Below are 14787 nucleotides of genomic sequence, written 5' to 3' on the forward strand. Positions count from 1 at the left end.
CCATATCCTCATCCTTATGAGTTAATATCATATCATGATTTAAATAAGGTTTGCTTTGATGCTCTCCCATGTCCAACTCCATACACATATCAACAATATCTATGGAGGAGGGTGGAGAACTCAAGCCAAAGTACTCAGTTATAATCCTTGGCTCTGGTCCTGCAGGTCTGACTGCTGCCATATACACTGCAAGGGCAAAGTTGGATACGCTTGTGATAAGTGGTAACCTTCCAGGAGGGCAGTTGATGAACACAGGCACTGTGGAGAACTTTCCAGGCTTCCCCCATGGGATATTTGGACCAGAGTTGATGATGAATATGCGTGCTCAGGCAGAAAGGTTTGGAGCAACCATACTGGATGACGTTGCTACAAGTGTTGATTTCATGCATAATCCCTTCATAATAAACACTGTGGATAAGAGGTTTGAGGCAGATGCTGTTATAATTGCCACTGGAGCATCACCAAGGAAGCTTGGTTTGAAGAGTGAGGAGAGGTTTGCTGGCAAAGGTGTATCGTACTGTGCAACATGCGATGGACCATTCTTCAAGGGCGAGGATTTAGTTGTAGTTGGGGGAGGGGATAGTGCAGTTGAAGAGGCACTATTCCTAACAAAGTTTGCAAATAGGGTTCAGATAGTGCATAGGAGGGATAAGTTGAGGGCAAGCAAGATACTGCAAGAGAGGGCATTCACAAACCCAAAGATAAGTTTTGTATGGAACTCTGTGGTTGAGGATATACTTGGAGATAGGAAGGTTAACGCAGTACTCATAAGGGATCTCACAACTGATAAGAGGTATGAGTTGAAGTGTGGAGGGGTATTCGTTGCTATAGGACATGAGCCTAACACACAGATATTCAAGGGTCAGATAGATATGGATGAACATGGCTACATAAAGGTTAGAGATCGTACAAGGAGCAATATAGATGGTGTATTCGTTGCTGGGGATGTACATGATCCAGTGTATAGACAGGCTATAACTGCTGCTGGGTTTGGGTGCATGGCTGCTCTAGATGTTGAGAGGTATCTTGCTGAGAAGTATCATCATAACAAATAATATTGTAGTGTATTTCCTCACAAATTATATCTATAGGTGTTTGTTGGTGGTGGAAACAACTTTATTATAGTTCCTATCCTTTGAGCAAGTCTTTCTATGGAGTCGTTAATAATAACATTATCTACACTTGTTAGGGTGTATGCAATCTATCAGGTATGGATTTATAACATCGCCTACTGGAACCTCTCTTATAGGTATCCATTAATCATCCACAAACCAGAACTTATCCATATCTCGTAGTAATGATTCTATTAATTCTCTTTCTCTACATCCCATCTTACCTTAGTCATACTAATAAAGTTTGTTAGGATTACTAATCAATAATAATTTCTAAGCAAAGTTTATATAAAATATACCTATTATTCTATAAATATCGCTGGTCAATGTGGATATTATGAAGCGCTAATACCTTTCTTAATATATTGATACATACAGGAATTATCTTAATGAATAACTATCAGAATACAATAGAACCACACCAACATCAAACAACAATTCATTCATCATATAGTCATCTTTATTCTAAGAGATTGATATCAACAGTCAACTCCACTAATGTATTAACTGAATCTAAATAAATCAATTAAAAGAACGATTCACCAAGCATGATAGCATTCCTTAATGCATCATCGAACTCTTCATTACTGAATACACCTTGCTGAGAATATAGGCTTCTGAACTTTCTACCGTTATCTGCAAATACTACAACTATGATATTCTCCCTTCTTCCATTACCATTACCATTTCTATTACCATCATCACCATCATAATCCTCCTCAACTCTATCTAATGAGGACTCTATCCTCTCCTTAACCTTGCATACTGCAGCCATTGCACATCCAGATGATGGTCCTACTAGAAGCCTCTCCCTCTCATACAGTTCTCTAACCATCTTGAATGACTCCTCATTTGTTATAGTGTGCCATTCATCAACAACATTTGCCCTACGCTCAAAGAGTGTTGGTATATTGGACTCTTCAAAGTTCCTTAGTCCTTGGATCAGATGCTGCTTCTGAGGCTGAACTGCTATAACCCTTATAGCCTTGTTCCTCTCCTTCAAGTAGAGCCCTACACCAGTTATAGTACCTCCAGTACCAACCCCTGCTACAAAGTGTGTTACCTTACCATTTGTCTGTGCCCATATCTCAGGACCAGTACCCTCATAGTGTGCAAGGAAGTTAGCATCATTCTCATACTGATTGGGCATGTAGTACTTATCTGGTCTAGCCCTTGCTATTGCCTTTGCTAGGGATATGCTTTGATCTGTGCCAACACCTACCCTAGGGCAGAGATCATCAGATGTCTCGTAGAGGTTTGCTCCTAATGCTCTAAGGATGTCCTTGGTCTCCTTACTTACCTTCTCAGGTATGACTATCTCAACCTCATAGCCTAAAAGCCTTGCTATCCCTGCAAGTGCTATCCCAGTGTTACCAGATGTTGGTTCTATTATAACATGCTTACCTCTAGCTATTAGCCCTTTACCCTCTGCATCCTTGAACATCCAGTACGCTGCTCTATCCTTGACAGAGCCGAAAGGATTGAACCACTCCAACTTTGCAAGTACCCTTACCCTGCTACTTGAGAACGATCTTAACTCTATCAATGGCGTATTACCTATCTTATTCAGGAGTTCTGGTGTTAATGCCTTCATCTTATCTCTTCTCCTCCCTTCTTCTCTCTCACTCACTCCCCTCCTCTTGCTTACATCTTCTACTTCTTCCTTATAAGGAAGATCAGATTGCTTCCTTCCTTGCTTAGGCTGATCAGTTCATGGCCTGTTCTTTGAACCCACCTCTTTATATCCTCCTCAGCATCTGGATCATCAGCAATAACCCTAAGCATGCTACCAACAGAGAGCCTCTCCATTGCAATCTTTGTTCTGAACACTGGTTCAGGACAGAATAAGCCTCTTACATCTATAGTCTTTACATCCTGACTAACTTCACTACTCATAGATATGCACCATCACTATATCATATTTAACGTTTACCATATTTACCTTGCCATAGCCAGCATCAACACATAACCGCAATGGTATGGTAACCTTTGCTATCATAACATATACATCACCTTTACAATAGCCATTAATTTATATTTAGGTATCTAGAAGAAGGATAGGAGGTGTAACGTACGAAAAGAAATACAGGCTTCGATATAAGACCTAAGCCAGTAGAGAAGGGACAGGAGTACACAGTAAGGATAGATGAGATGAGCAAGAAGGGCGATGGTGTTGCAAGGATCAAGGGTTTTGTTATATTCGTGCAGGGCGCAGAGATAGGTAAGGAGTACAAGATAAGGATATCCAACGTTGCAAACAGGTTTGCAACAGCAGAGATCGTAGCTTAGGTTACAGCATGTGTAGATAGGTTAATCATAACATAATACGACACAACACAACAAGGACTACTTTAACAACTTTTTTAAATAGGTTCATTTTCTTTCTTCCCTATGGTTACTGGGAGGGAGATTAGGCTAAGCAGGATACTGAGGGATGGGAAGATGCTCTGCATCCCAATGGATCATGGCATCTCCTCTGGCCCAATAGCAGGGATAGATGATATCCATAGCATGATATACAGATGCGAGGATTCTGGGCTTACAAGTGTGCTTATTAATAAGGGTATATTGAGGAGCATGCCTAGACCAAGCAAAGTTGGTATCATAGTCCATCTCTCAGGTAGCACAAGCCTTGGTCCTGCACCAAACAGGAAGGTGCTTATGGGCAGCGTTGAGGATGCTGTTAGGCTTGGTGCTGATGGTGTATCTGTGCACATAAACATAGGCTCCAAGGAGGAGCCTGAGATGCTCATCAAGCTAGGGCATGTAGCAAGTGAGTGTATAGAGTGGAATATGCCATTGATAGCAATGATGTACCCTAGAGGTGAGAATATAAAGAATCCACATGATCCAGATGTTGTTGCACATACAGCAAGGGTTGGTGCTGAGGCTGGTGCAGATATTGTGAAGACTGTCTACACTGGAGATCCTGACAGCTTTAGGAGGGTAGTCAAGGGATGCCCTGTACCCATAGTTATTGCAGGAGGCCCAAAGACAAGTAACGATGAGGAGGTGTTGGAGATGACAAAAGGGGCAATGGAGGCTGGAGCAGTAGGTGTTACATTTGGCAGGAACATATTCCAGCACAGAGACCCTCCAGCCATGATAAGGGCTCTAGCAAGCATAATATTTGAGAATGCAAGTGTTAAAGAGGCGTTGAAGGAGATAGGTGAGTAATAACATGTTAGACAAGATTGGCAAAGGTTACAAATCCTTAATTGTTAAGCCTCTGGGCTCCAACATAGAATCATTCCTATCCCAACTGAGGGATGAGGGTATAAGGTACATCTACATAGATCCATCATTGCTATCATCCTCATCACTTGATTACTTTGTAACAGTATATGAGAGCGATGATGCTGATATGAAGGTATGCTCAAGCATTGATGAACTCATCAAGACAAAGAGCAGTGGCAAGAGCGCTGGCTTACTTGTAAATGTTAAGAGCAAGAGGGATGAGGATACTATAGTTGATGCTGCAAAGCATAATGCTGATTTTGTGCTAGTTGATGCTGATGATTGGAAGATAATACCATTGGAGAATATAATAGCGAAGTTACAGGGCATGAAGAGTATGATACTTGCATATGCAAGGGATGCTAATGAGGTTAGGACATTGCTTAACGTACTCCAAGTAGGAGTTGATGGTGTTGTCCTTGAGGCTAGTGATATAGCAAGTGTTAGGCAGAGTCTTGTTTACATGCAGAGTAAGGAGTTCAAACTTGTATATGCGGTAGTGAAGGATGTGAGGGACTCTGGTGTTGGAGAGAGAGCATGCATAGATACAGCATCCATGCTGAAGGTTGGAGAAGGGATGCTTATAGGAAGTAGGGCAAACTTTCTATTCCTCATGCACAACGAGGCTATAGGCTCTGAGTTCACATCCCCAAGACCGTTCAGGGTTAATGCTGGAGCAGTACACTGCTACACACTCATGCCAGATGGTAGGACAAAGTACCTCTCAGAGATCGAGGCTGGGGATGAGGTGCTTATAGTGAATATGGATGGGAAGGCTAGGAACGCTATTGTGGGAAGGGTTAAGATAGAGACTAGGCCTATGAGGCTTGTTAAGGCTGAGGTTGATGTAGATGGGGTAAAGGAGGAGGGTAGCATAATAGTACAGAATGCAGAGACTATAAGGTTCATAGGCAGGGATAACAGGCTCATAGCAGTTACAGATCTTAAGGTTGGGGATGAGGTGCTTGTGTATGCAAAGGGTAGCAGAGGAAGGCACTTTGGCATAGAGGTTGATGAGTTCATCCTTGAGAAGTAACATTATCTTTATAGATGGAATTGAATTAATTAATTGGTTGGTTGTATGATGTATGGATGGTTGTATGGATTGATAGATGGATGGATAAGCATATGGTGATTTATTATGATTATTAGTTATAAGATATGTACAAGCATACAAGCAAGAGATAGCAGTAGGAGCCTTGCATTGGATGTAGCAAGAGCATTCAACGAAGGCTCAGATATGGTAGAGGTTAGGTTTGATTACTCCAGCAAGGAGGCTATAAATGATCTACTAGATGTGGTTATGGAGCATAGGGATAGGATGATCTTCACATGCAGGAGCAGGGATGAAGGAGGAGCCTTCAATGGGAGTGAGGCTGAGAGGTTGATGGTGCTGAAGAGGCTAGCATCATTCAGACCAATGCTGCTTGATGTTGAGTACAAGACTGTAGAGAGGGATGAGGAGTTGTATGATCATCTGAGGGCACTTAACTGTGATCTTCTCATATCATACCATGACTTCAACAATACACCAAGCAGGAATAGACTTGCTGAGATAATGGATGGGATGTTAAAGTATAGCAGGAATGTGAAGATAGTAACGATGGCAAAGAGCGTAGAAGATAATGAGAGCATACTCTCACTATACGATATTATAAAGGATAAGTATAAGAAGAAGGATGGTATCCAACTAGTAGCATTCTGCATGGGGGAGCATGGATTAGCATCAAGAGTACTATGCACAATGCTTGGTGCACCATACACCTACGCTGCTCTAGACAAACCTCTAGCACCATCCCAACTCACGCTAAGGCAGATGAGAATGATATACAAAGTCATGGATGAGAATGGCTATGCAAAGAGCATAAGGAATGACAGATATACTATAGATATGGTAGCAAGGCTTATAGGCTCTGTATTACATGATATGCATGGATAGATGAGATAGGTAGGAGTGATGAATAAACAACCAAGCATGGCATACTGATTAGTATTATGATAAATAAAGGTAGGTATGGTAATGGTGGTAGTAGTAGTGCTATGATGGATAGTAAAAATGGCAGGAGTAGCAATGATAGCAATAGCAACAGTAGTAGTAGCATTAGTATTAGTAATAACGATAGCAAGATCTTCTGTGTCATTGGTGACCCTGTAGAGCATTCTCTATCCCCAGCAATGCATAATGCAGTATTCTCTTCTCTAGGGCTTGGTTATAGATACATTGCTATGAGGGTTAAGGAGCATGAGTTGAGTAGTGCAGTTGAGATGCTTAGGGATAGAGCATTAGGCTTCAATGTAACCATACCGCACAAGATAAGGATAATGGATATGCTTGATGATCTAGACCCTCTCTGCAAGAGGGTAAATGCAGTCAACACTGTGAAGGTTGATGGCTCAAGGCTTAAGGGCTACAATACAGATGTTTATGGCTTCATCCAACCATTGAGGAGGAGAGGTATAGAATTGAGAGGTAAGAGTGTGATGATCATGGGTGCTGGTGGTGCTGCTAGGGCAGTATTGATAGCACTCATTGATGAGCATGTTGGCGAGGTGATAATTGCTAGCAGGAGGGTTGATGATGCTAAGGTTAAGGCACTCTACGAGATGGCAGTTAGCAATGGTATAGAATGTAGGATAGTGCAACTTGAGTATGTTAGGATGTACTCCAAGCAATGTTATCTCATAGTCAATGCTACTCCTATAGGCATGCAAGGCTACCATGGGTATGAGGATGTTAGCATACTCGATAGCAATGATATAGATAGTAGGAGCATAGTCTATGATCTAGTCTATAGGCCTATGGAGACTAGACTGATAAGGAATGCCCTCAATGCAGATGCAATGATCATCCATGGTTATGAGATGCTTGTAGAGCAGGGTGCAAAGGCATTGGATATCTGGCTTGGTATAGATGCACCTAGAGATGTTATGAGCAATGCTGTGCTAAGATACTTGGCATTTGGTGATAGGCATGGATAGAGATACCAATAGCAATACTAGGATTGCCATGGTAAATATGCATGGTGCAATATCCATAGTAAATGCAATACCAACTGGCAAGGGTTCAACCCTTGGTATAGGGTTAGGAGTCAACGTTACTGTGAGGATGAGCAGTGGGCAAGGTAGGATTGTGTCTAATACAGGAGATGTAGGGTTCATCCATAACATAATCAAGAGGATCATGCCAGATGATATGCTCAAGCATAAGGATATTGCTATAGAGATAAGGTCAAGGATACCTATGGGCTATGGTCTCAAGAGTTCAAGTGCTGTATCAAATGCTATAGCACTTGCCTGCCATAGGTTAGTTGTTAACGATGATAATTATGGTGATGAGGATAACCATGATGATGCTAGAGATTGGATAACTGCTAGAGATCTTAAGGTTATAGATGCTGCTGTCTCAGCCTCTATAGAGAGCAGGGTGAGTATAACTGGGGCATTCGACGATGCATGTGCATGCTACTTTGGTGGTATATTTGTTACTGATAACCATGCTAGGAGGATACTAAAGCATGAGAGGGTAGATGAGAATGTTAATGTTGTGATACTCCTACCTATGGGGATAAGGAGGAGTGATCCTATGAGGCTTAGGCACCCTCTACTTGTAGAGCATTTCAACCATGCTGTAAGGCTTGCAGAGGATGGGAGGTATTGGGATGCTATGATACTCAATGGTGTGCTAGTCTCATCTCTTCTATCTATTCCATACAACCTTGTTCTGGATGCCCTTGAGCATGGTGCTCTAGCAGCAGGTATAAGTGGTAACGGTCCAGCAGTTACTGCAATCACTGATAGCGAGAGCAAGGCTAAGGATATAGCATATGTATGGCAGAACTACGGAGAGGTTATAAGGAGTAAGGCAAGTAATGAGAAGGCAGTGGTGAGCATGGTTGAGGGATAGCGTTGAGGTTAGGCGTTCAAGGATAGATGGTAGTATAGTATGCCCTCCAAGCAAGAGCTATACGCATAGAGCAATCGTTGTCTCTTCCCTAGTTGATGATGGCAAAGCATCCATAGTAAGGAATGCACTCCTTGCTAGGGATACCAATGCAACTATACATGGATGCAGGGTACTTGGCTCCTACATAGGACTTGAGGATGATGGGTATGGTGGTGGTAGTAGTAGGATTACTAGCAGCAGTACTCGTGATAGCATTGGTAATGCTAGCGGGGGTAGCGAGGGTAACAGGGGTAGCAGGGGCAGGATGCTCATAGTTTATGGAAGAAGGGAGTTTACACTTGGCTATAGAGAGATAGATGCTGAAAACTCTGGCACAACAATAAGGATACTTGCAGCTGTATCAGCATTAGTCAAGGAAGGGAGTACACTACTCTATGGCGACTCTAGCCTCAATAGGAGGCCTATGCAACCACTGCTAGATGCGTTGAAGCAGTTGGGAGTACAATGCCGGTCACTTGCAGATGGCACCCCTCCATTACTCATCAATGGGCATGGTATTGAGGGGGGAGAGGCAAGGATAACTGGTAGCATATCAAGCCAGTTCATCTCTGCACTGCTTATACCATCTGTATATGCAAGGCATGATGTGGTGTTGAGCATCATGGGAGAGCAGGTGTCAAGGCCGTACATAGACTCAACAATAGCAGTTATGAGAGCATTCTCAGCAAGAGTTGATAACGATGATTACAAGCATTATAGCATAGCAAGACAGGAGTACAAGCATACCAACTTTACAGTACCAGGGGACTTTTCTAGTGCTGCAATAATGCTTGCTGCTGGTGCCCTTGCTGGTGGGAGTGTTAGGGTTGAAGGCTTGGACTTTACACTACCACAGGGTGACTCTAGGATAGTTGATATACTGAGGGATATGGGTGCTAGGATACATGTTGATACTGGGAGAGGTATGGTACATGTTGAGGAGAGCATGCTTGATGGTGGAGCGTTCAACCTTGCTGATACACCAGATCTCCTCCCAGTTGTTGCTATACTAGCATTAAAGAGCAAGGGGAGAGTTGAGATAAGGGGGGTTACACATGCAAGGTTCAAGGAGACAGATAGGATAGCAAACCTTGCTAGGGAGTTAAGCAAGTTTGGGGCTGTTGTAAAAGAGTTGGATGATGGTCTTATCATAACCCCTCCAAAGGTTCTCAAGAATGCTATGCTAGAGTCTTATGATGATCATAGGCTGTTCATGGTACTCTGCATAGCATCCATGCTTACAGAGCACTCAATAGTTAGAGGGCTTAGCAGCGTTGATGTCTCATATCCATCGTTCCTAGATGATCTTGTAAGGATAGGTGCAGATGTTAGGATCATAGACTGAGATTTACATCGTGTAACTTCATATTTTCATTATCATTAGAGATATGTAGAGCAAGTTTTCTCACAATCCTTGCTTCAAGTGCAGGGTTTATCTCTATCCCTATACACCTCCTACCCATCTTCCTACATGCTTTCATGGTTGTGCCAGAGCCAAGTACTGGATCAACAACCAGATCGCCCTTGTTTGATGATGTGTATATGCATCTCTCAACCAACTCATCTGGAAGTTCATTGCCAGCAGTAGCCTCACCATGCTTATATGGTCTCTTTATAATCCATACATCCTCAGCATAATGTTCTGGCTTGTTGAACGTGTATCTATCCTTATCCTTTACAAGAAGCAGGAGATGGTAGTGGGATGTTACAAACCTCTTGCGTGTAAATACACCAAACTGGTACTTCCATATAACATGGTTCAGTGTTATGAACCCTACATCATCAACAGCATCAAGCACATGTCTAAGATTGTTCCAACCTGAGACTAGCCACATACTCCCATCATCCTTAAGGTTAGTATAGCACCACCCAACAAGGCTCTTTATGAATGCTGGGTACTCTTTGCTTGGTATCTCAACGTATGATAATGCATCTGGGCTCCTGTTGTATGTTGCCATGTTTGCCTTGAACTCTATCCCAAATGGAGGATCAGCAAATATCATATCTGCCTTCTCATCAAGTTCAACATTATGAAAGTCATCAAATACTATGGTATGATCCTCATCTATCTTCATAATATTGTTTGATCTACACCTGAGCATGACCTTGCTTTACCTCTACTACTTTTAAATGTAAAGGTAGATATGTTGACAAAGATACCAACTTGCAACACCATCAATTGATATGTTGGGATGCTTATGGTATCACTTCAAGTAGATGATTTTAAAAGATATATGTCTCTATATAGATAAGCCTTGCATATGCTTGGTAACGTGTTAGGGGAGCGTCTCAGCATGATAACATTTGGGGAGAGTCATGGTAGATGTGTAGGGGTTGTAGTAGATGGTTGCCCCGCTGGCCTCCCCTTAAAGGAAGAGGATATACAGATCAAGTTGGATCTGAGGAGGCCTGGCCAGTCAATAGTTACTACTCAAAGGAAGGAGGAGGATAGGGTTGAGATACTCTCTGGGGTCTTCAATGGATACACTACTGGCGCACCTATATGCATGCTCATCTGGAACAAGGATCAGGATTCTAGAGCGTATGAGCAGATCAGGTTCAAACCTAGACCAGGTCATGCAGATTACCCAGCATATATCAAGTATGCTGGATACAATGATTACAGGGGAGGGGGTAGGTTCTCTGGTAGGTTGACTGCAACATTCGTCATGGCAGGAGCATTGGCAGAGAAGTTACTAGCCTATACACTTGGCATAGAGGTGATAGCATATACTCTTGAGATAGGAGGTATAAGGATGGACTCAAACCTATCAATAGATGCAAAGAGGTTAAGATACAGCAACGATGTAAGGTGTCCAGACCAAAGGACTGCTGAGCTTATGAGGGAAGCAATAATCAGAGCAAGGCATGATGGTGATTCCCTTGGCGGGGTTGTAGAGTGTATTGCATTGAACATGCCCATAGGGTTAGGGGAGCCAATATTTGGTGCATTAGAGTCTGATCTAAGCAGAGCATTGTTCTCTATACCAGCAGTTAAAGGTGTTGAGTTTGGATCTGGTTTCCATGGATCAAGTGTGAGAGGCTCTGAGAATAACGATCCATATACGGTAAAGGATGGTAAGGTTGTTACTACCAGCAATAATGCTGGTGGCATACTTGGAGGGCTCAGCAATGGTATGCCATTACTGCTAAGGGTTGCATTCAAACCAGCATCATCGATAGCAAAGACCCAAAGCACTGTAGATCTTGAGAGCATGCAAAGTACAGAGATAGTTGTTGCAGGGAGGCATGATCCATGCGTAGTACCTAGAGCAGTACCAGTTGTAGAAGCAATGGTTGCATTCATCCTTGCTGACCATGCTATAAGGGCTGGTATGATAAAGCCAGTGCTGAATGCTAGTAAGTGAATGTGATCTACATGAGCAATGAACTTGATGAGCTTAGGGCAGATATAAGGAGCCTAACAGAGGATCTTGCTAGGTTGCTGAGCAAGAGGTTAGATATTGCAAGGAGGATAGGCATGGTGAAGAGGATGCATGGTCTTGGGATAGTTGATACAAAGGCAGAGGATGAGTTGAGAAATCATATACTGAGCATGTGTGATGCTCTATCCCTTGATAGAATATTCGTTAACAGGATACTAAACCTACTGTTTGCAGAGTCAACAAGGGTGCAGGAGGCTATGTATGAAGAGATGGGTAGAGGAAGGGAGGGGGAAAGAATGGGAGGAGATGGGGCTACTACTGCTACTACAACAACAGTTGCTACTAATACTACTACAACTGTTGTAGGTAGAGATTCACCAAGGATAAGACCAGTGGATGTATTCTCCAAAGCAAGGATGCTTGAGCGAATGGGAAGGGAGATAATACACATGGAGATAGGGGAGCCAAGGCTTACCATCCCATCCAAGGTTAGGCAGTCGCTCATAGATGCGTTGGATAAGGGAAGGTACCATTACACTGAGAGCAAGGGTATAGAGGAGTTAAGATCTGCAATGGCAGATATGCTCAATGCTAGATACAGTGCATCATTAAGCAAGGATGATGTAATCGTTACTCCTGGAGGGAGGTTCGCAGTATACCTTGCAATGCTAGCATCGTTGAAGCCAGGGGATGAGGTGCTTGTTGTAGAGCCAGCATGGCCTGCATACATCGATATTGCTGAGTTCATAGGGGTAAAGGTAAGGAGGTTAAGTACAAGGCTGGAGGATGGATGGAGTATAGATGTTGAGAAGTTAAAGAGCATAATAAACCAAAATACAAGGATGATCATCCTTAACTATCCAAACAACCCTACTGGTAAGATGATAGAGAAGGATACCCTAGATGCTATAGTTGACGTTGCAAGGAGCAAAGGCATGATGATACTGAGCGATGAGGTATACGCTGATCTTGCATTCAAGGAGTTCACAAGCATCCTCTCCTACAATGATGATAAGATCATAATGGTATCATCTTTCTCAAAGGGTCCATCGATGACTGGCTTCAGGATAGGTTATGCTGCTACTACATCAAGGCAGATTATAGAGGGGATGAGCAGGTTGCAGAGTATGATGCTTACATGCGTTGCAGAGCCTATACAGTACTCTGCACTTGCTGCACTCTCCAGTATGGATGATGTTAAGAGGAATGCTGAAATAATAAAGTCAAGGCTTGATCTTATATGCAGAAGGCTCATGGATATGCCATTATCCTTCTATAGGCCAGATGGAGCAATGTACGTCTTTGCTAAGGTTGATCTCAACTGTGATATGAAGAGGTTTGTAGATGCGCTACTTGAGAGGGGTGTTGCAGTTGCTCCAGGGAGTGGATTCGGCTCTTGCTATGATAGGTTCATAAGGATATCAGCAGGAGTGGATGAGAGGCTTCTTAGTATAGGGCTTGATATAATCAAGGATGTGCTAGAGAAGGTTAGTGGTGTAGAGGAGCAAGGAAAGGCTACGATGTGATGTACATACTGTTTATGGGGTAGCAATACATGAAGATAACCATAATAGGCGCTGGAGGAAGGATGGGTTCATGGTTTACAAGGTACTTCTACATGAGAGGGTATAGCCTATACATCAACGATATAGATGATAACGCTCTACAAGCATTATCATCTATATTGCTTGAGGGTAAAGATGTTGCTGGGGGAGGAAGAGAAGTAGAAGGAAGAGGAGAAAGGGGAGAAGAGAGGATAACCATAGTCAACTCATCACTACTCAATGATGTTAAGAGCAATTATACCTCATCATCTACTTATACAATCCTTAACAACTCAGATCTAATCATGCTCTCCCTCCCTATGGATATGATGCCAAAGGCCATATACAGAGTAGCAAGGTACATGCATAGAGGCTCCATACTTGTAGAGATATCATCACTCAAGCATGATGTGCATAGAGCGTTAAGGGATGCTGTAGAGAGGTATGGTGTAAAGCCACTCTCATTGCATCCACTCTTTGGTCCTGGTGCTGATATCAATGCATCCAACAGGTTTGTACTCATCCCTGTAATTGATGGAATGGAGGAGGAGAATATTGCAAGGGAGATATTCCCTAATGCTACACTCATCAGGGTTGATGATGTTGATGAGCATGATAGAGCAATGGCTCTAGTCTTAGGCATGGTATATGCAATGAACGTAGCATTTGCTGGTCTACTTGACTGCAAGGATATAGCACTATGCAAAGAACTTGCAGGAAGCACGTTTACACTTCAATCACTCATATTCGAAGGTATACTTAACGATGATCCAAGGCTATTCTCATCTCTACTCATGAATAGGCATGTTAAGCGCTACCTTAAGAGGTTCATAGCAGGTAATGAGCATCTCCTTTCCTGTATAGATACTAGGGATAGGGATGCGCTTGAGAGGATCTATAACAAGGTAAAGCATAAGATAGCATCATGCACTGATATAGAGGGTTCATATAGGCTCATGTACATGCTGCTGAAGGAGATTAGCGGTAAGAGATGGGTGGAAGGGATGAAGGAGAGAGGAGAGTAGAGTAGAGGAGAGAAGTGAGGGAAGAAAAGAGAAGGGCTTAGAGAGGAGAGGATGAGAGGGATAAGATGAGGAGGGTGCATGTTGTAACCTCCTTTGTAATGCATAAAGGTAGGATACTAATCCTAAGGAGGAGTAGCAGGGTTAAGACCATGAAGCACAAGTGGGCTGGGATCTCAGGCTATATAGAGCAGGCTGAGGATGCGTTAGAGAGGGCATACAGGGAGATAGAGGAGGAGACTGGCATCCCTAGAGCATCTCTTATGCTTATAAGTACTGGAAGAGAAGTGGAGGTTGTGGATGAGGATAATGATACCATATGGGTTGTACACCCATACCTATTTGAGTCTAGTAGCAATGATGTAAGGCTTGACTGGGAGCATGATTCATACCTCTGGATAAAGCCTGAAGAGATCTCATCATTTGATACAGTGCCTATGCTTAAGGAGGCTCTAGAGTCATGCCTCTACAAAGCGTATTGATCATGGCAGCAAATATACAAGATAATTATCTTAAGGAACTTAACTGCACTTATATTATAGT

The 14787-nt window shown here is 42.8% G+C and carries 15 protein-coding genes; 12 read left to right on the top strand and 3 right to left on the bottom strand.

Annotated elements, in window-relative coordinates:
• Positions 1–68: 68 nt before the first annotated feature.
• Positions 69–1055, top strand: a complete 987-nt coding sequence (gene trxB / locus CRG89_RS07110) for a thioredoxin-disulfide reductase (protein WP_103287579.1) — start codon at positions 69–71, stop codon at positions 1053–1055.
• A 583-nt stretch (positions 1056–1638) separates the two neighbouring features.
• Here the strand turns inward: trxB and CRG89_RS07115 are convergent.
• Entirely contained in the window at positions 1639–2706 is a 1068-nt protein-coding gene (locus tag CRG89_RS07115) for a pyridoxal-phosphate dependent enzyme (RefSeq protein ID WP_103287976.1), read from the bottom strand.
• A 59-nt stretch (positions 2707–2765) separates the two neighbouring features.
• Entirely contained in the window at positions 2766–3008 is a 243-nt protein-coding gene (locus CRG89_RS07120; protein WP_103287580.1) for a sulfurtransferase TusA family protein, read from the bottom strand.
• Positions 3009–3263: 255 nt separating this feature from the next.
• On the opposite strand from CRG89_RS07120, the gene CRG89_RS07125 reads away from it, so the two are divergent.
• From CRG89_RS07125 to aroA, 7 genes are all read left to right on the top strand, one after another.
• Positions 3264–3401 (top strand): TRAM domain-containing protein, encoded by a 138-nt coding sequence (locus tag CRG89_RS07125; RefSeq protein WP_103287581.1) that lies wholly within the window; start codon positions 3264–3266, stop codon positions 3399–3401.
• Positions 3402–3503: 102 nt separating this feature from the next.
• Positions 3504–4289, top strand: coding sequence for a 2-amino-3,7-dideoxy-D-threo-hept-6-ulosonate synthase (locus CRG89_RS07130; RefSeq protein WP_103287582.1), 786 nt, complete (start codon positions 3504–3506; stop codon positions 4287–4289).
• A gap of 4 nt (positions 4290–4293) precedes the next feature.
• A complete protein-coding gene (locus CRG89_RS07135; RefSeq protein WP_103287977.1) occupies positions 4294–5385 on the top strand; it encodes a 3-dehydroquinate synthase II domain-containing protein in 1092 nt (363 codons plus the stop codon).
• Between the two features lie 105 nt (positions 5386–5490).
• Entirely contained in the window at positions 5491–6288 is a 798-nt protein-coding gene (gene aroD, locus CRG89_RS07140) for a type I 3-dehydroquinate dehydratase (RefSeq protein WP_103287583.1), read from the top strand.
• A 56-nt stretch (positions 6289–6344) separates the two neighbouring features.
• Positions 6345–7328, top strand: a complete 984-nt coding sequence (locus tag CRG89_RS07145) for a shikimate dehydrogenase (protein ID WP_103287584.1) — start codon at positions 6345–6347, stop codon at positions 7326–7328.
• Positions 7321–8253, top strand: coding sequence for a shikimate kinase (locus tag CRG89_RS07150; protein ID WP_148695117.1), 933 nt, complete (start codon positions 7321–7323; stop codon positions 8251–8253). The genes CRG89_RS07145 and CRG89_RS07150 overlap by 8 nt, the downstream gene beginning before the upstream one ends.
• Positions 8243–9637 carry a 3-phosphoshikimate 1-carboxyvinyltransferase gene (aroA, locus tag CRG89_RS07155; RefSeq protein ID WP_103287586.1) on the top strand — a complete coding sequence of 465 codons (1395 nt, stop codon included), beginning with the start codon at positions 8243–8245 and terminating at the stop codon, positions 9635–9637. Before CRG89_RS07150 ends, aroA begins: the two co-directional genes overlap by 11 nt.
• On the opposite strand, the gene CRG89_RS07160 is transcribed toward aroA, so the two are convergent.
• Positions 9627–10394, bottom strand: a complete 768-nt coding sequence (locus CRG89_RS07160) for a DNA-methyltransferase (RefSeq protein WP_103287587.1) — start codon at positions 10392–10394, stop codon at positions 9627–9629. The two genes, aroA and CRG89_RS07160, sit on opposite strands and share 11 nt — an antisense overlap.
• Before the next feature lie 159 nt (positions 10395–10553).
• Here CRG89_RS07160 and aroC point away from each other — a divergent pair, with 159 nt between their 5' ends.
• The 4 genes from aroC (at position 10554) to CRG89_RS07180 (ending at position 14726) form a co-directional block, all read left to right on the top strand.
• Positions 10554–11660 (top strand): chorismate synthase, encoded by a 1107-nt coding sequence (gene aroC, locus CRG89_RS07165; protein WP_103287588.1) that lies wholly within the window; start codon positions 10554–10556, stop codon positions 11658–11660.
• Between the two features lie 11 nt (positions 11661–11671).
• Complete coding sequence (locus CRG89_RS07170; protein WP_148695116.1) at positions 11672–13204, top strand: aminotransferase class I/II-fold pyridoxal phosphate-dependent enzyme; 1533 nt, start codon at positions 11672–11674, stop codon at positions 13202–13204.
• Between the two features lie 29 nt (positions 13205–13233).
• A complete protein-coding gene (locus tag CRG89_RS07175; protein ID WP_103287590.1) occupies positions 13234–14247 on the top strand; it encodes a prephenate dehydrogenase/arogenate dehydrogenase family protein in 1014 nt (337 codons plus the stop codon).
• 65 nt (positions 14248–14312) lie between these two features.
• Positions 14313–14726, top strand: coding sequence for an NUDIX domain-containing protein (locus tag CRG89_RS07180; protein WP_103287591.1), 414 nt, complete (start codon positions 14313–14315; stop codon positions 14724–14726).
• Positions 14727–14787 lie beyond the last annotated feature (61 nt).

The sequence above is a fragment of the Candidatus Nitrosocaldus islandicus genome (assembly GCF_002906215.1).
Lineage (GTDB): Archaea > Thermoproteota > Nitrososphaeria > Nitrososphaerales > Nitrosocaldaceae > Nitrosocaldus > Nitrosocaldus cavascurensis.

Excerpts from the sequence above, each read along its gene's own strand:
- CRG89_RS07145 (WP_103287584.1), top strand. The coding sequence starts at position 6,345 with ATGATAAATAAAGGTAGGTATGGTAATGGTGGTAGTAGTAGTGCTATG.
- CRG89_RS07125 (WP_103287581.1), top strand. The coding sequence starts at position 3,264 with ATGAGCAAGAAGGGCGATGGTGTTGCAAGGATCAAGGGTTTTGTTATA.
- CRG89_RS07180 (WP_103287591.1), top strand. The coding sequence starts at position 14,313 with ATGAGGAGGGTGCATGTTGTAACCTCCTTTGTAATGCATAAAGGTAGG.
- CRG89_RS07170 (WP_148695116.1), top strand. The coding sequence starts at position 11,672 with ATGAGCAATGAACTTGATGAGCTTAGGGCAGATATAAGGAGCCTAACA.
- CRG89_RS07160 (WP_103287587.1), bottom strand. The coding sequence starts at position 10,394 with ATGCTCAGGTGTAGATCAAACAATATTATGAAGATAGATGAGGATCAT.
- aroD (WP_103287583.1), top strand. The coding sequence starts at position 5,491 with ATGATTATTAGTTATAAGATATGTACAAGCATACAAGCAAGAGATAGC.
- CRG89_RS07120 (WP_103287580.1), bottom strand. The coding sequence starts at position 3,008 with ATGAGTAGTGAAGTTAGTCAGGATGTAAAGACTATAGATGTAAGAGGC.
- CRG89_RS07115 (WP_103287976.1), bottom strand. The coding sequence starts at position 2,706 with ATGAAGGCATTAACACCAGAACTCCTGAATAAGATAGGTAATACGCCA.
- CRG89_RS07175 (WP_103287590.1), top strand. The coding sequence starts at position 13,234 with ATGAAGATAACCATAATAGGCGCTGGAGGAAGGATGGGTTCATGGTTT.
- trxB (WP_103287579.1), top strand. The coding sequence starts at position 69 with ATGTCCAACTCCATACACATATCAACAATATCTATGGAGGAGGGTGGA.
- CRG89_RS07150 (WP_148695117.1), top strand. The coding sequence starts at position 7,321 with ATGGATAGAGATACCAATAGCAATACTAGGATTGCCATGGTAAATATG.
- CRG89_RS07135 (WP_103287977.1), top strand. The coding sequence starts at position 4,294 with ATGTTAGACAAGATTGGCAAAGGTTACAAATCCTTAATTGTTAAGCCT.
- aroC (WP_103287588.1), top strand. The coding sequence starts at position 10,554 with ATGCTTGGTAACGTGTTAGGGGAGCGTCTCAGCATGATAACATTTGGG.
- CRG89_RS07130 (WP_103287582.1), top strand. The coding sequence starts at position 3,504 with ATGGTTACTGGGAGGGAGATTAGGCTAAGCAGGATACTGAGGGATGGG.